General features: G+C 62.9%; 15 protein-coding genes. 10 read left to right on the top strand and 5 right to left on the bottom strand.

What is annotated here, in order from left to right:
- Window positions 1-9: 9 nt before the first annotated feature.
- Both aepY and aepX read right to left on the bottom strand, forming a co-directional pair.
- Window positions 10-1,173, bottom strand: coding sequence for a phosphonopyruvate decarboxylase (aepY, locus tag ACFSNN_RS35675; RefSeq protein ID WP_134463489.1), 1,164 nt, complete (start codon window positions 1,171-1,173; stop codon window positions 10-12).
- On the bottom strand, window positions 1,170-2,903 hold the full coding sequence (gene aepX / locus ACFSNN_RS35670; protein ID WP_134463487.1) for a phosphoenolpyruvate mutase: 1,734 nt from the start codon (window positions 2,901-2,903) through the stop codon (window positions 1,170-1,172). Before aepX ends, aepY begins: the two co-directional genes overlap by 4 nt.
- Before the next feature lie 26 nt (window positions 2,904-2,929).
- Here aepX and ACFSNN_RS35665 point away from each other — a divergent pair, with 26 nt between their 5' ends.
- From ACFSNN_RS35665 to ACFSNN_RS35650, 4 genes are all read left to right on the top strand, one after another.
- Window positions 2,930-3,232: a hypothetical protein gene (locus ACFSNN_RS35665; protein WP_134463485.1), complete on the top strand. Its 303-nt coding sequence runs from the start codon at window positions 2,930-2,932 to the stop codon at window positions 3,230-3,232.
- 272 nt (window positions 3,233-3,504) lie between these two features.
- Window positions 3,505-5,046 (top strand): methyl-accepting chemotaxis protein, encoded by a 1,542-nt coding sequence (locus ACFSNN_RS35660; protein WP_134463483.1) that lies wholly within the window; start codon window positions 3,505-3,507, stop codon window positions 5,044-5,046.
- 413 nt (window positions 5,047-5,459) lie between these two features.
- On the top strand, window positions 5,460-6,083 hold the full coding sequence (locus tag ACFSNN_RS35655) for a trimeric intracellular cation channel family protein (RefSeq protein ID WP_134463481.1): 624 nt from the start codon (window positions 5,460-5,462) through the stop codon (window positions 6,081-6,083).
- A 24-nt stretch (window positions 6,084-6,107) separates the two neighbouring features.
- Window positions 6,108-7,841: a peptidoglycan D,D-transpeptidase FtsI family protein gene (locus ACFSNN_RS35650; protein WP_134463479.1), complete on the top strand. Its 1,734-nt coding sequence runs from the start codon at window positions 6,108-6,110 to the stop codon at window positions 7,839-7,841.
- A 152-nt stretch (window positions 7,842-7,993) separates the two neighbouring features.
- Here the strand turns inward: ACFSNN_RS35650 and ACFSNN_RS35645 are convergent, their stop codons facing one another.
- Window positions 7,994-9,109 (bottom strand): GGDEF domain-containing protein, encoded by a 1,116-nt coding sequence (locus tag ACFSNN_RS35645; RefSeq protein ID WP_134463477.1) that lies wholly within the window; start codon window positions 9,107-9,109, stop codon window positions 7,994-7,996.
- 273 nt (window positions 9,110-9,382) lie between these two features.
- Here ACFSNN_RS35645 and ACFSNN_RS35640 point away from each other — a divergent pair, with 273 nt between their 5' ends.
- Window positions 9,383-9,640, top strand: a complete 258-nt coding sequence (locus tag ACFSNN_RS35640; RefSeq protein ID WP_012427844.1) for a DUF2866 domain-containing protein — start codon at window positions 9,383-9,385, stop codon at window positions 9,638-9,640.
- A 39-nt stretch (window positions 9,641-9,679) separates the two neighbouring features.
- Here the strand turns inward: ACFSNN_RS35640 and ACFSNN_RS35635 are convergent, their stop codons facing one another.
- Window positions 9,680-10,318, bottom strand: a complete 639-nt coding sequence (locus tag ACFSNN_RS35635) for a 2-hydroxychromene-2-carboxylate isomerase (protein ID WP_134463475.1) — start codon at window positions 10,316-10,318, stop codon at window positions 9,680-9,682.
- Between the two features lie 308 nt (window positions 10,319-10,626).
- Here ACFSNN_RS35635 and ACFSNN_RS35630 point away from each other — a divergent pair, with 308 nt between their 5' ends.
- The gene (locus ACFSNN_RS35630; protein ID WP_106305051.1) at window positions 10,627-10,995 is read left to right on the top strand and encodes a hypothetical protein; all 369 of its coding nucleotides are present in this window, start codon (window positions 10,627-10,629) and stop codon (window positions 10,993-10,995) included.
- Window positions 10,996-11,046: 51 nt separating this feature from the next.
- On the opposite strand, the gene ACFSNN_RS35625 is transcribed toward ACFSNN_RS35630, so the two are convergent.
- Window positions 11,047-11,673, bottom strand: a complete 627-nt coding sequence (locus ACFSNN_RS35625) for a LysE family translocator (protein WP_134463473.1) — start codon at window positions 11,671-11,673, stop codon at window positions 11,047-11,049.
- 290 nt (window positions 11,674-11,963) lie between these two features.
- On the opposite strand from ACFSNN_RS35625, the gene ACFSNN_RS35620 reads away from it, so the two are divergent.
- The 4 genes from ACFSNN_RS35620 to ACFSNN_RS35605 all read left to right on the top strand — a co-directional run bounded on the left by ACFSNN_RS35620 (window position 11,964) and on the right by ACFSNN_RS35605 (window position 14,248).
- Window positions 11,964-12,548: an IMPACT family protein gene (locus ACFSNN_RS35620; protein ID WP_116122022.1), complete on the top strand. Its 585-nt coding sequence runs from the start codon at window positions 11,964-11,966 to the stop codon at window positions 12,546-12,548.
- A gap of 230 nt (window positions 12,549-12,778) precedes the next feature.
- Window positions 12,779-13,318: a hypothetical protein gene (locus ACFSNN_RS35615; RefSeq protein WP_134465585.1), complete on the top strand. Its 540-nt coding sequence runs from the start codon at window positions 12,779-12,781 to the stop codon at window positions 13,316-13,318.
- Between the two features lie 113 nt (window positions 13,319-13,431).
- Entirely contained in the window at window positions 13,432-14,052 is a 621-nt protein-coding gene (locus ACFSNN_RS35610; RefSeq protein WP_134463471.1) for a LysE family translocator, read from the top strand.
- A 61-nt stretch (window positions 14,053-14,113) separates the two neighbouring features.
- Window positions 14,114-14,248 carry a hypothetical protein gene (locus ACFSNN_RS35605; protein ID WP_279631175.1) on the top strand — a complete coding sequence of 45 codons (135 nt, stop codon included), beginning with the start codon at window positions 14,114-14,116 and terminating at the stop codon, window positions 14,246-14,248.
- Window positions 14,249-14,250: the final 2 nt, after the last annotated feature.

Below are 14,250 nucleotides of genomic sequence, written 5' to 3'. Positions count from 1 at the left end.
TCCTTGAGTTTAAGCGGCGCCGATGTGGCGCATCAGACGCGTCTTCACATCGGGCGGCGTGATGGTGGGACGCGGCAGCCCGTCGGGCGTGCCGCGGCGAATGGCCAGACGCACGAAGCGCGGGCCGTCGAGCGGCGCCGCTTCGAACACGGCGTCGATCACGTTCACGTCGTCGCTTTCGACCGCCGACGCATAACCGCACGCCGCGGCCACGCCCGCAAACGAAACCTGCGACGACACCGTCGCCTGACCGCCGGTCGAATCGTGCGCGCCGTTATCGAGCAGCACGTGCGTGAGATTCGACGGACCGTATGCGCCGAGGGTGGCGAACGCGCCCATGCGCATCAGCGCGGCACCGTCGCCGTCGAGCGCGACCACGTGCAGGTCGGGACGCGACAGCGCGAGACCCAGCGCGAACGGCGTCACGCAACCCATCGAGCCGACCATGTACAACTGGTTCGGACGATCGTCGATCGCGTAGAGTTCGCGCCCGCAAAAGCCCGTCGACGCGAGCACCACCGTCGATTCGAGCGGCGTGTGGGCAATCACCTTGTTCAGCGCGTCGTGCCGCGAAGCCAGTTCGCTCGCCGCCACATTCGTGAACTGCGATTGCGGCATGACGGGCGCGCGGCGTTCGTTGGCGCCGCTGTCCTTCAATTCGTACGGCGCCACGCTGCCCTTCTGCATCACGAGCGCGTACGGGCGGCCGGTTTCATCCATATGCGCGATGGCGCGATCGAGCGCCGGGCCAATGGCGTCGGCTTCGGTCGGGAAGGTTTCCCATGGAATCTCCATGGTGTCGAGCATCGCGGGCGTAACCGGGCCCATCAGCGCGTGCTGCGGTTCGTCGGCGACGCCGGGCTGGCCGCGCCACGTGACGATCAGCAATTGCGGCAAACGGAAGGTCCACGTGAGCGAGGTCAGCGGGCTGACGGCGTTGCCGAGCCCAGAGTTCTGCATCATGGTGATGCCGCGCCGGCCGTTTTGCGCGCCGAGCGTCACGCCCGCGATCAGCGCGACGGCGTCGCCTTCATTGGCCGCGGACACGTAATGCAGCGATTCGTCCTGCAACACGTAGTTGATGAACGGTGTCAGATACGAGCACGGCACGCCCGCATACCAGTCGAAGCCGCGCTCGCGCGCCGCCTCGACGAACTGCGCTGCCTCGATCATTGCGCGGCTCCGCCGGCTGCGTTCGTCGCCCCTTTATCGACCGCACCGACAGCGGCCGCGAACGGCGCTTGCGCATGCGCGAAGTCGCCCGCGCGGCGGAAGTCTTCCAGGTCGTTCACGCCGCGCCAGTGGCCGTGCACGTATTGCACTTCGATCGATTCGCCCGCTTCGATCAGCGCGTTCAGCAACGCGGGCATGTCGAGCGACGCGAAATCCGCGCGCGCCTGCAACTGCTTCATCACAGCCTGCAAGCGCTCACGGCCTTCACCGCGCACATTCAGCAAACCAACCCAGCGGCCATGCGGCGTTTGCGACGCGATCGCCGAGGTGGCGTCCTGCCCGCTCGACACATGACGCAGCACGACCTTATTGCCGAACAGACCGCGGTCGTCGGCGGCTGAACACCAGGCAAAGTCACGCACGCTGGCGTTTTCCGCGTCGGTCAACGACGAATCGACCACCACGCTGAACGCCGCTTCGCTCTCCACCAGATCGCGCAGGATGTAGCTGCGGAACAGCAGATCGCCATACGACACCACCGTGTCGCCGGCCAGCTTGTCGACCGCGCAGGCGAGCGACGCGAGTTCGCCCGTCTGCGCATGCTGTTCATTGACGACGAGCTTGATGCCGGCCGTATCGATCGCATCGGCGCGATAGCCGCCGACCACGGTAATGTCGTTCACGCCCTGCTTCTTGAACGCATCGACGAGCCAGCGCAGCAGCGGCTTGCCGGCGATCGGCAGCATCACCTTCGGACGGTCTTCGGTCACGGCTTCGAGGCCCTTGCCGCGGCTTGCCGCGAGCACGACCACGGAACCGGCCGCACGGCCGCTCGACAGGTAACGGTCTTCCGCTTCCGAGTATTCGTCGGCGTCTTGCAGGCGGAAAATTTCGTTGACGGCGGCAATGCTGTCTTCCACATTGACGAGCGTTTCGCTCGTGTGGATTTCCTTGGCGACGGCTTGCATCGCCGAGGTTGCCGCGCGGATCAGATGGTTCGCCCAGATCACCGTGCTGATGCCGGCTTCGCGGAACACTTCGGTCGGCGTGCTGTAGTACTTGGTCGGCACGATCACGAGCGGGCCGCGGCCGGCCCACTCGCGCGCGAATTCGAGAATTTCGTCGGGACGCGAGAGCTTGCTGTGAATCAGGATCGCGTCCGCGCCGGCCTGGCGATACGCTTCCGCGCGACGCAGCGCTTCGTCCATGCCCCAGCCGGCGATCAACGCTTCAACCCGCGCGACGATCGAAAAATTCTCGTCGGACTGCGAGTCTTTACCGGCCTTGATCTTGCCGCAGAACTCGTCCATATCGGCGAGCGGTTGCGCTTCGCCGTTGATGAAGCTGTTGGTCTTGGGGAACTGCTTGTCTTCGATACACACGCCGGCAATGCCGCGCTGTTCGAGCTTGCGCACGAGGCGGCGCACGTTGTTGAAGTTGCCGTAGCCGGTATCGCCGTCGAGCAGGATCGGCAGATCGCTCGCGTCGGCCATGAATTCGAGCGTGTCGACCACTTGCGTCCAGCTTGCTTCGTTGTTGTCGCGCACGCCGTATTGCGCGGAGATCGCGAGGCCCGAACCCCAGATGGCCTTGAAGCCGGCTTCGCGGACGATGCGGGCGGACAGGCCGTTATGGGCCTCCATCATGAATTCGAGTTCGTTGCTGACGAGCATCTGGCGCAGGCGCGCGCTACGGGAAGCGGAGACGAAAGCGGGTTCGCGGGCGTTCATTTTATGTACTCCTGGTGGCGGGCTTATTGATGCTCTTCTATTGCCCGACTGGCGTCTGGAAAATGGCGACTATAGCGGAATTTTTATTTATTCGTCTTTTGCGTGACAGCGGCTTTCTCCATTTGCGGATAAGTGGAAAAATGTGTCGTTTTTTGCAACCCGCCAATGCGATAAATTGCTTGGATTTTATTGGCGTTTTGTGGAATCCTGACGCAACCACACGACCACGCTTCGATGAGCGGCGCATCCGCTCGTTTTTGTCATCAGGCGATTGTGGCGATGTTGAGGTTTTAATATCCGTTTTTATTTACAAAAAACTTAACGCTTAATATCGATTCGCCAATAAGCACCATTTTCACACCGGCAATAGAGGGAAAGCCCGATTTAATCAGCATTCAATAATCAAGCCAGTGCGAACGCAGCATAAAAACGCCTTCACGAAGAAAAAGTCTCTTTAGTCAGACGAATAAAATATCCAATAGCGGGTTTCCCCTGCCCTGCGCAGCCACTGCCGCCGCGCCGTAAACACAGTCAGCGACAAGCCACTCGCCGCAAGCGAATCCAATCCCTGACCGACCACTGTGCGAAAGCAGAAACCGCTATGACTCTGAACAAAAAACTGGCCTCGATGATCGCCGTCCTCTGGATCGGCCTGATCCTGATCGGCGGCTTCGGCGCATGGCAAAACCGCGCCTCGATGATCTCGGATCGCCGCGATCAGTTGAAATCGCTGATCGACCAGGCCAACCACATCGTCGAGCGTTACTACACGCTCGCCCAACAGCACACCATCACCGAAGAGGAAGCCAGAAAGCAGGCGCTCGACTCCCTCAAGGCGATGCGTTACGGCACCGACGGCTACATCTCCGTCAACAATTCACAGTCCGTCATGCTGATGCATCCGTTCAAGCCGGAGATGGTCGGCAAGGATCTGACGCAATTCACCGACCCGGCGGGCAACCATCTGTTCGTCGATATCGTCAACGCGGGCAATCGCGACGGCGGCGGCTTCGTCGACTATCTGTGGGCCAAGCCGGGCAGCGACAAACCCGTGGCCAAGACCAGCTACTCGCGTCACTTCACGCCGTGGGACTGGTATATCGTCACCGGCATGTACATGGACGACGTGCAAAGCGCGTTCTACGCCAATCTGCTGCGCTGGCTCGTCATTACCGTCGCGCTCGGCGCCATTGCCACCGCCGTCATGCTGCTGGTGCTGCGCAGTATTCGCCGCACGCTCGGCGGCGATCTCGAAGTGGCCGTCGAACACGCGCAGTTGATGGCGCGCGGCGATCTGGCCACGCGCGTGCCGCTCCAGTCGGACTACGCCGGCAGCCTGCTGCACGCGCTTCAGACGATGCAGGCCGGCCTCGTCGAGACAGTGTCGCGCGTGCGTCTCGGCACGGAGAACATCAACATCGGCGCGACCGAAATCGCCGCCGGCAACACGGATCTCTCGCAACGCACGGAAGAACAGGCCGCCGCGCTCGTTGAAACGGCGTCGAGCATGGACCAGATGACGGTCAACGTGAAGCAGAACGCGGACAGCGCGCTGCAGGCCGCGCATCTCGCCGGCCAGGCCGCGGACGTCGCCACGCGCGGCAGCCGCGTGGTCGACGACGTGGTTCGCACAATGGGCGAGATCACCAACAGTTCGCGGCAGATCGGCGACATCATCGGCGTGATCGACGGCATTGCTTTCCAGACCAACATCCTGGCGCTCAACGCCGCCGTCGAAGCGGCCCGCGCGGGCGAACAGGGACGCGGCTTCGCGGTGGTCGCCGCCGAAGTGCGCAGCCTCGCGCAACGTTCGGCAACCGCCGCGAAGGAAATCAAGGCGCTGATCGAAACCTCGACGAACACGGTGGAAGCCGGCGCGTCGCTGGTCGCCAACGCCGGTTCGACGATGGGCGAGATCGTGCAGTCGGTGCGTCGCGTGAACGAGATTCTCGAGGAAATCAGCAACGCCTCGCGCGAACAGAGCGCGGGGATCGAGCAGGTCAATCGCGCCGTCGGCGAAATGGATCAGGTCACGCAGCAGAACGCGGCGCTGGTTGAACAGGCCGCGGCCGCGGCGCATTCGCTGAAGGATCAGGTGGGTGTGCTGCGCGAAGCGATTTCGAGCTTCGCGCTGCCGGCTTGAGCGTTTCTTGCGCGGCCTGACATCATCAGCGGAAAGCAGCAGAAGCAGCCCACAAAAAAGAAGGCGCTCAACAGGCAGGGAGCGCCTCTTTAACACGCCGCGTCGGAGTCGACGCATTAATCGAACGAAACAGCCGCGCGGATTTTTGAAGTCCGCGCGGTTTTTTTACGCCCGCGCGCCTCGGTCTAGCTCGGACCACCTCCTCCACAACATCTAGCGTCGGCTTGTTCAGCAAACGCTTACCACGCGCCGAACCGCAACCAAGTTAAGCCAAATTTGGCATCGCCGAATTTTGCTTAAGGCATTTTCATGCTAACGGCACGCTTACGATAATGGCCGCTTTTCAACGCACGCCGCGCGGGTGCGCTCCACACCGGAGCCGTTCGCGAGCGCCGTTCCAGAGGCTTGCCGTCATGCTGCTCCATCTCCTCTATCTGCTCGCGATCGTCGCGGAAGCCATGTCCGGCGCGCTCATGGGCATGCGTCGCGGCATGGATCGCTTCGGTTTGTGCTTTGTCGGCACCGTCACCGCGCTCGGCGGCGGCACGGTGCGTGACGTGCTGCTCGGCCACTATCCCCTTGCGTGGATCTCGCATCCAGATTACGTTCTTATTACAATCGGAGCGGCGTCGGTTGCCGCGGCGTGCGCGAAGTGGCTGCGCAACTGGCAAAGGCTCTTCGTCACGGTCGATGCGATCGGCCTGATCGCCTTTACGGTGATCGGCTGCGACGTGGCCGCGACGACGGACGTGAGCCCCGCCATCGTCGTGCTGGCCGGCGCGATCACCGGCGTGTGCGGCGGCATGTTGCGCGACCTGCTGTGCAATCAGATGCCGCTGGTGTTGCGTCAGGAGTTGTACGCCAGCATCGCGCTCGGCGCCGGCGCCGCGTATGTAGCCTTGCAAGCCCGCGGCGTGGCGCCCGGGCCGGCTTCGGTCGGCGTGCTCGCGGGCGGTTTCGCGGTGCGCATGCTGGCCGTGCGTTTCCGCTGGCAACTCAAAGTGTTCACCGCCGCCGATTCAGGCGGCGCAAGTTAATCGAGCTGTTCGTTACCGCATCCAATGATCCAGAAGAAGAAATCGCAGTCGCACGATCCCTACGCGCCCGTCGCGAAGCACCCGCTGCTGGCCGCACGCCTGCCGATGTGGCGTTCGAAATTCATCGTTCTGCTGGTGTTCGGCGCGTTCGCCTCGCTCGCGGGACGCGCGTTCTGGGTGCAGGTGGTGAACCAGGACTTCTACGTCGATCAAGGGCAAAAGCGCTATCAGCGCACCATCGAACTCGACGCGACGCGCGGGCGGATCGTCGATCGCAACGGCTCCATGCTCGCTGTCAGCCTCGCAACCTACGAGATCTGGGCTTCGCCCAAGCTGATCGACGAAGCGGCAGTCGCGCCGCTCTCCAGGCTGCTCGATCTGCCGCTGGCGGAACTGCGCCGTCGGCTGAACGGCAACAAGACGTTCGTCCTGCTCAAGCGTCAGGTGGATGCCGAGACCGCCGGGCATCTGTCGAAACTGGGCCTCGCCGGAATCACGCAGATCGCGGATTCGAAGCGCTTTTATCCTGAAGGCGAGTCGGCGGCGCACGTGGTCGGCTTCACGGATATCGAAGACAACGGTCAGGAGGGCGTCGAACTCGCCGCCAACGAGCAATTGCTCGGCGTGCCCGGCCAGCGCGAAGTGATCCGCGACCGGCTGGGCCGCGTGGTGTCCGAGACGCGGCCGCTCGTGCCCGCGCAAAACGGCGAAACCATCCACCTGACGATCGACCGGCGGATCCAGCAGCTCGCCTATGCGCAGCTCAAGGAAGCGATCGCCAGACATCACGCCGAAGCCGGCAGCGTGGTCGTGCTCGACGCGCGCAACGGCGAAATTCTCGCGCTCGCCAACTACCCGAGCTTCGATCCGAACGACCGCGCCCGCCTGACCGGCCGCCAGTTGCGCAATCGCGCGGTGGTCGATACCTTCGAGCCGGGCTCGACGATCAAGCCGGTGGTCGTCGCGCTCTCGATCGACGAGGGCAAGGTGCGGCCGCAGAGTGTGATCGATACCGCGCCCGGCTGGTACAAGATCGGGCCGGCCGTCATTCACGACACCTCGAATCATGGCGTGATGACCGTCGCCGAAGCCGTGCAGAAGTCGAGCAATATCGCGCTCGCCAAGCTCGCCTTGAATCTGCCGGCCGAAAAGATCTGGACCAAGTATCAGGAATACGGGCTCGGGTTGCGTCCGGAGCTGACGTTTCCGGGCGTGGCATCCGGCAAAGTGCGTCCGTACAAACGCTGGCGTCCGATCGAACAGGCGACCATGGCGTATGGCTATGGGCTGTCCACGTCGCTACTGCAGATGGCGCAGGTCTACACGGCCTATGCCGGCGACGGCACGATGCATCGCGTGAGTCTATTGCGCAACGCAACGGACGCGGCCGCGCCATCCGGCGACAAGGGCCACGCGGTCACGGCGCCGGCCACCGCGCGCGCCATCCGCTCGATGCTGGAAATGGCGACCGGCGTGGGCGGCACAGGCCGCGCGGCGACGGTGGAAGGCTACCGGATCGGCGGCAAGACCGGCACGGCGCGCAAACAGGTCGGCGCGACTTACGCGAAAAACCGCTACCGAGCGCTGTTCGTCGGCATGGCGCCGATGAGCGACCCGCGGCTGATCGTTGCGGTGATGATCGACGATCCGGCGGGCAAGGCGTTTTATGGCGGGACGGTGGCCGGCCCGGTGTTCAGCGGCGTGACGGGTGGAGCGCTGCAGTTGCTGGGTGTGCCGCCGGATGCGCCGGGTACTTGAACGCGAGCTTCAGGTGGCATGCGAAGGCCAGGCTCGCAGTTTTTCGCATGCCGTGCGGAAAATTGCCGCGTTGAGTTACCGCTGGCGTCCATCACGCCAGTCATTCAGTCGCGCCGGTCACGCGAACTCGGCGCGAGCTTCAGCGCCTCGGATCAACGTGCCGTTTCCATATCGCCCGCTTTAGCCAGCGCCTCGATGCGATTGCGGCCGTTGCGTTTGGCCTGATACATCGCGCGATCGGCTTCTTCCATCATCGCGCCGCCCAGTTTGGCCGACTCGGCCGGCGTGCCGCCGATCGTGCGCGCCGCCACGCCGATCGACACCGTCAGGACGATGCGCTCGCCATGATCGTCCTGCAAAGCCAGCCGTTCGACCGCCAGCCGCACACGCTCGGCGACGGTCAGCGCGTCGGCCCGGTCGCCTTGCAGCAGCGCGGCGAATTCTTCGCCACCATAACGCGCTACAGTGTCGCCGAGACGCACCTGTTGCCGCACGCAAGCCGCCACCGCCGCCAACGCGCGGTCGCCGGTCTGATGGCCGTAGGTGTCGTTGATCCGCTTGAAGCTGTCGATATCGATGAACAGACACGCCACCGGCACGCCGTAGCGACAGGCGCGCATGATCTCCTCGCGCATCCGCTCGTCGAAATAGCGGCGATTGGCGAGGCCCGTCAGCGAATCGGTCATGCCCAGTTGCTTGAGCCGCTCGCGATGCGCGACGTTGTCGAGACTCGCTGTCACGATGCTCGCGAAGCGCTCCAGAATGTCGGTGGCCATGCCCTCGGCGAAACGCGCCGGGTCGTCGCTGCCGAGACAGAGATAGCCGCTCACGGCATCGCCCGCGGCAAGCGGCAGCACGATTGCGCTCGCGGGTGGCAGGCCGGCGCCGAAGAATGCGCGCCGTGCCGAATCGCCCATGCCGTGCAGATTGCCGAGCCAAGGCCGCCCCTCTTCGCACAAGCCTTGCGCGGCAAGGCCGCCTTCTCGCGAGACCAGCAGCTTCGACTGATCGAGTGCGCGCAAGGCGGCCGGCTCGAGCAGTTCGCGCAGCATCGGCGCGCGGTCGTCGAGCCAGAGCGTCACGCCCGTCAGCGAAAATTCCCGCGGCAATTGAGTGAACAGCGTGTCGAGAAACGATGCGAAGTCCTGAGCACCGATCAACCGCAACTCGACGTTCTGGAAGCGCCGCAGCGTGCGCTCGTTGTGCTGCACGGTATCGACGAGCGAACGAAGGCGCTCGGAAAGCGGCGTTTGGGCGAGGTTCGTCACGTTATCAGGGGCGGGCCCGAAGGCGAAGCGGGGTTGGCGACCCCAATCGCTGTAATAACGGCTGATTTTGCGAGGGCTTGAGGGTCTGATCGCGGCAACTACGCTTTTACGCGATCCGCTTTTTGCGCTCTTAAGTCTGGCTTAATTCTTTGCTGCAACCATGAGGCACAACATCCCCTGTTGAAGCCGCCAGAACATCGGCGGCGCTTTTTCCCCGGATGTCGACTACGCGCCAGAAGACGGACTGCAGGCCCGCGAAGAAGGAGTCAAACCATGGTTGAAGACACGGTATTCGAGCATCTGCGCGCCATGCCCGGCAACGAGTGGGTCAGCCAGATTCATTCATGCAAGGTCTCGGACCCGCTCCAGCATCCTTGGGGCCGCTCGTACCGGCTCGTCGAATGGACCATGAAGCACACGCCCGAATCGAGCCGCCGGGTGGTGCCCGCCGAGAGCACGCCGTTAGAGATCGCACAGGCTGTCGTGTCGCACGTGCCGGGCCGCCGTTTTTGCCAGGACGGCAACGAGTAACACAACGCCGCGCCGATCGGGCGCCGCGCATTCCACACGCTAGCCACTCGCGGCGATCGATGCGCAGTAGTCCAACGCATCTTCCAGCCGGTCGTTGCCCCAGAACATTTCATCGCCGACAAAAAACGTCGGCGCGCCAAAAATGCCGCGAGCCGCGGCCGCCGCGGTCTGGTCACGCAAGCGCAGTTTGTTCGCGTCGCTTTGCGCTTCGGCGATGATCTCTCTCGCCGGCAAACCCAACTCGTCGAGCGCTTCGCTCACCACCTCCATCGAACCGATATCGCGGTCATGCGCGAAGTTCAACTGCATGATCTCGCGGCAGTAGGCGGCGATCCATTCACGCTGCGCGCCGAGCAGCGCCACGCGCATCGCAAGAAGCGCGGCGCGCGGGAATGTGGTGGGACGCTTCAGGGCAATGCCATATTTGCGGCATTGCCGTTCCATGTCCTTCCACACATACGCGCCCTTCTCCTTCTGAAGCACGAACGGCGAGTTGTCGAAACCGAGGTCGCGAAACACCGGCCCCAGCAGGAACGGACGCCAGTGAATCTGCACGCCTCGCGCCGCCGCCTCCGCTTCGATGCGCATGACGCTGAGATAGCTGTAGTTGCTGCCGAAGTCGAACCAGAAATCGATTTTCGGTCCATGCGTGGGCACGTGCGTTGCTGTTCCGTTCATCTTTGTCCTCCAGTCATACGTCGCCGGACCGCGCTTATGTCTTGCAAAGCTTAACAGTAGGACAGCGCGCTTATCCCTATGATGGTCCTTCACACCGCTACGTCAGATGCTCAATAACATGAACTATCCGTACGACATTCTCACCGCCGCGTGTCTTTTCATCATCGTGGTTTCCACGTCAATCATGCTTGCGCTGTCCTGAGCGCTACACGCCTTCTTCCACTGCGATGAACTGGGAACACGCTCTACGCGTTCCCGTAAAAAGACAAGATATACTGTACATACATACAGTACTTTTAGTCTGAGCAATGCGCCTTCCACCTTTCGAACCTCCCACGCTCGCCGAGCTGCGCGCCTGGTGGCGCACGCGCGACGAGCAGGCCGTCCAGCGGCTCATCCTCGAAATCCAGCGGCAGCGGCTCACGCTGCTGGAACTGCGCAACCTGATCGACGGCGGCGTCCAGCAGGCGCGCGCCGCGGACCGCGCGCTGGTCGAGCGTGGCGAACCGTTGATGACACTGCGCATCAGAATCGCCCAGGAAGTGCTGCGGGTCGGCGAGATCGACGATACGCGGCAAATGAGCCGCGCCGAGCAGGAAAGGCTTGCGGTTCGCACCGAAGGCCAGATGGAATACGCGCGCGAAGGCCGCCTCAGGCGACAACGCCGCAATATCTAGCGCAAACGCAACCTCGCTGCCGCTGCGGTCAAGCGAGGCCGCGCCATTCGATCAACGCGTTTGCGTGGCCACGCGCAGGCCGAGCGAAATGAACAGCACGCCGATGATCTTGTTCTGCCAGCGCGTCAGCCACGTCAGACGCTTGACGAATCTGCCCAGCGGACGAATCGTCAACACGATCAGCGTCGTATAGAGCGCGCTCATGCCGACAAAAATCAGCCCGAGCGTGGTGAACTGCAGAAACGTGGAACCGTGTTCGGGACGAACGAACTGCGGCAGAAACGCGAGAAAAAACAGCGCGGTCTTGGGATTCAATACTTCAGCGGGAATGGCCTGAAAGAACGCTTTCGAGGCGGACACCGGCGCGACGGACGGCATGTGCGCGCTGGCCTGTTTCTCGCGCAACGCGCGAACGCCCAGATAAACCAGGTAGGCGGCGCCGACGAACTTGACCGCGTTAAAGGCCAGCGCCGAAGTCATCAGCAGCGCCGAGAGGCCGACCGATGCGCCCAGCGTATGAATGAAATCGCCAACCGCAATGCCGAGGCCGGTGAGAATGCCGGCCTTGCGGCCGCCATGCACGGTGCGCGTCAACACCAGCAGCACGGCCGGGCCCGGAATCAGAAAGAGCCCGAGAACAACGGCAACGAAAGTCCCTAACGTGGATAGGTCAAGCATGTTGTCTCCTTGATGACGCGTTGGTTTCAGCAAACAGGCACGCGCGTTTAGCGGAAGATTGTAGACGAATGTGTGATTTCTGATTGGCGCGCGCCGTGCCTGCCGTCCGGGCATTGCCATGACTCACGCGATGAACGCGCGACGAGCGGACCGGCACAATGCACGCAAACCAGGCGCACAGGCCGTGCAGGGTCGTATCGGAGACACTCCGTCGGCGGCCGCCGATCCGTTACCATGGCGGGCACGCCGCCGCGTGCGGCCCGTACTTTTTATCTACCGAACTCCTTGCCTTGCCCACTTACACCCTGCCCGCGGCGTTGAGCGCGGAACTCGAGATTCGCAAGAGCCGATTTATAGCGTACGCGATACCGGTTGCCGACCGCGACGCCGCGATGGCCGAGTTGCGGCGCCTGCGCGACGAGCATCCTGCCGCGACGCATGTCTGCTGGGCGCTGCTGGCCGGCGGCCAGTCCGGCATGTCCGACGACGGCGAGCCTTCTGGCACCGCCGGCCGGCCGATTCTCGAAGTGCTGCGGCATCACGACCTGGACGGCGTGCTGGCCGCCGTCGTGCGCTACTACGGCGGCGTGAAGCTCGGCGCCGGCGGACTCGTGCGCGCGTACACCGATGCGATCGCTTCAGCGCTGCTGGATGCGCCGCGCGTCGAGCGGATCGCGCAGGTTTCGCTGACCGTCGAGGTCAGTTACGCCGACGAGGCGAAAGTGCGCCGATGGATCGATGCCGAAGGCTACGCGCTCGTGGACAGCGCCTACGCGATGCTGGTGAAGATGACGATCCGTTTGCCCATCAACGCGGTGGATGATGCGCAGCGGGCGCTGGTGGATATGACTCAGGGAAAAGCCGGCTTCTTCTGACGGCGTGGCGTGCCTCGCCCCTGGGAGCAGCCGAGTGCTCCCTGATTAAGAGATGCCAGAGTGCCGGCCGCTGTTACCATGTCGGCTATTCCTCCGGAATGACTCAATCTAATAGGGTAACTCCTCTGACCTCGACCGCCGCTTTTTCCAGCACAGCGCCTGAGTCGCCGCATCGGAGCGCGTCTGTGCCGCAGTCGCTCAATGCCACGCGTTCACCGTTAAGCTCGACCGTGCTCAAAGGATGCGGCACGATCGCGCTGCCGTTGATGCTCTCCGCCTGCTCGTGGTCGTGGTTCGGCCTGAATAGCTCGGCACGCGTGGTAGCGCATCCGACCGGCTGGCTTAGCGTCGCCCCTGCGAGTGACTTCGCCTACATGCCCGCTCGCAGCGGACAAGTTTCGCCGAACCGCATCGAAAACACGGCGATGACGGGCATCGTGCTCAAGAACGACATCAATGAAACCGTGCGCAATGGCGTTGTGAAGAGCCTGCGGGTCGCCGGTTTTCATCTTGACGAGGGCAAGCGGGTCCTCAGCGGCAGCATCGAGAAATTCACGGTGGACGACACGCGCTCGCCCGCGTTCTGGACATTGAAAATGCGCTACGTGGTGACCGACGCCGCGACCCAGAAGGTTGTGTTCTCAACCACCAAGATGGTCAAGCAAAAATCGCCGAAGTTCACCAGCAGTACTATCGCCATAGAAGATACGGTCAAGCTGAGCGTCGACGCGTTGATCGGCGATCCGGGGTTTGTCAAAGCGGTGAATTAAGCGCACCCTCGACATCGGCTTCACCAGCTTCGCTACAATCGCATGAGGGTGCCGCGCGCGCCGTCTTGCCGCGCGGCCCGTCGCAATTGCATTCTTTCTATGTGCGAGCTGTCATGTCCGTTACCGCCTGGCTGTTCTTTTTGCCCGCCTGCTTCGCGATCAATCTCGCGCCCGGGCCCAATAACCTGCTGTCGATCAATGTGGCGGCGCGTCATGGTTTCATGACCGCGTTCGTCGGCGGCACGGGGCGTCTGGTTGCATTCGCGATGATGCTCGTGCTTGCCGCAACCGGTCTCGCCGTCGTGTTGCACGCGTCGGAGTGGTTCTTTCTCGCGATCAAACTGGCTGGCGCCGGTTATCTGATCTGGCTGGCCATTCAGTTGTGGCGCAGCGATGCGCCCACCATCGACACGACGCAGCAGGAAGATGCCTCGCTTGCGCGGGTTGCACGCAGAGAGTTCCTCGTGGCTGCAGGTAACCCGAAAGCCATTCTGGTGTTCACCGCGTTTTTGCCGCAGTTTGTCGATATCGCGAAGCCGATGTTGCCGCAGTTTGCGGTGCTGGGGGCGAGTTTTCTGGTGTTGGAGTGGTCCGCTATCGCGTTGTATTCGTGGGCGGGGATGTATCTTGGGAAGTGGTTGGTGCGTGCGAGAGTCAGGCGATGGTTTAATCGGTGTTGTGGGGGTTTTCTGGCGGCGATTGGGGTGGGGGTTTTGATGGTGAGGCGGGGGTGAGGGGGAAGGAAGCAGCCAACTCTGCCTGTAGAATCACGCCATATCACGCGCGCAAACACGAATGAGTGAAACCAAACGTCATGTGACTACTGCACCGGCCTTCGCGGTCGGCGAGACGCTCGTTTGTCTCATGCTACTGACGGCGCTCGCCTGCAAGCTGACGGAACGGATCGGCAAATCGGAGAAAACTCGCTAAAT

It is taken from the genome of Paraburkholderia dipogonis (assembly GCF_042680985.1).
Taxonomy (GTDB): domain Bacteria; phylum Pseudomonadota; class Gammaproteobacteria; order Burkholderiales; family Burkholderiaceae; genus Paraburkholderia; species Paraburkholderia phytofirmans.
The sequence above is the reverse complement of the archived record's forward strand: the minus strand, read 5'-3'. Positions and strand labels throughout refer to the sequence as shown.

What these genes read in the sequence shown, in the direction of transcription:
- aepY (WP_134463489.1), bottom strand. Translation starts at nt 1,173, where the DNA reads ATGATCGAGGCAGCGCAGTTCGTCGAGGCGGCGCGCGAGCGCGGCTTC.
- aepX (WP_134463487.1), bottom strand. Translation starts at nt 2,903, where the DNA reads ATGAACGCCCGCGAACCCGCTTTCGTCTCCGCTTCCCGTAGCGCGCGC.
- ACFSNN_RS35660 (WP_134463483.1), top strand. Translation starts at nt 3,505, where the DNA reads ATGACTCTGAACAAAAAACTGGCCTCGATGATCGCCGTCCTCTGGATC.
- ACFSNN_RS35655 (WP_134463481.1), top strand. Translation starts at nt 5,460, where the DNA reads ATGCTGCTCCATCTCCTCTATCTGCTCGCGATCGTCGCGGAAGCCATG.
- ACFSNN_RS35650 (WP_134463479.1), top strand. Translation starts at nt 6,108, where the DNA reads ATGATCCAGAAGAAGAAATCGCAGTCGCACGATCCCTACGCGCCCGTC.
- ACFSNN_RS35640 (WP_012427844.1), top strand. Translation starts at nt 9,383, where the DNA reads ATGGTTGAAGACACGGTATTCGAGCATCTGCGCGCCATGCCCGGCAAC.
- ACFSNN_RS35635 (WP_134463475.1), bottom strand. Translation starts at nt 10,318, where the DNA reads ATGAACGGAACAGCAACGCACGTGCCCACGCATGGACCGAAAATCGAT.
- ACFSNN_RS35630 (WP_106305051.1), top strand. Translation starts at nt 10,627, where the DNA reads ATGCGCCTTCCACCTTTCGAACCTCCCACGCTCGCCGAGCTGCGCGCC.
- ACFSNN_RS35625 (WP_134463473.1), bottom strand. Translation starts at nt 11,673, where the DNA reads ATGCTTGACCTATCCACGTTAGGGACTTTCGTTGCCGTTGTTCTCGGG.
- ACFSNN_RS35610 (WP_134463471.1), top strand. Translation starts at nt 13,432, where the DNA reads ATGTCCGTTACCGCCTGGCTGTTCTTTTTGCCCGCCTGCTTCGCGATC.
- ACFSNN_RS35605 (WP_279631175.1), top strand. Translation starts at nt 14,114, where the DNA reads ATGAGTGAAACCAAACGTCATGTGACTACTGCACCGGCCTTCGCGGTC.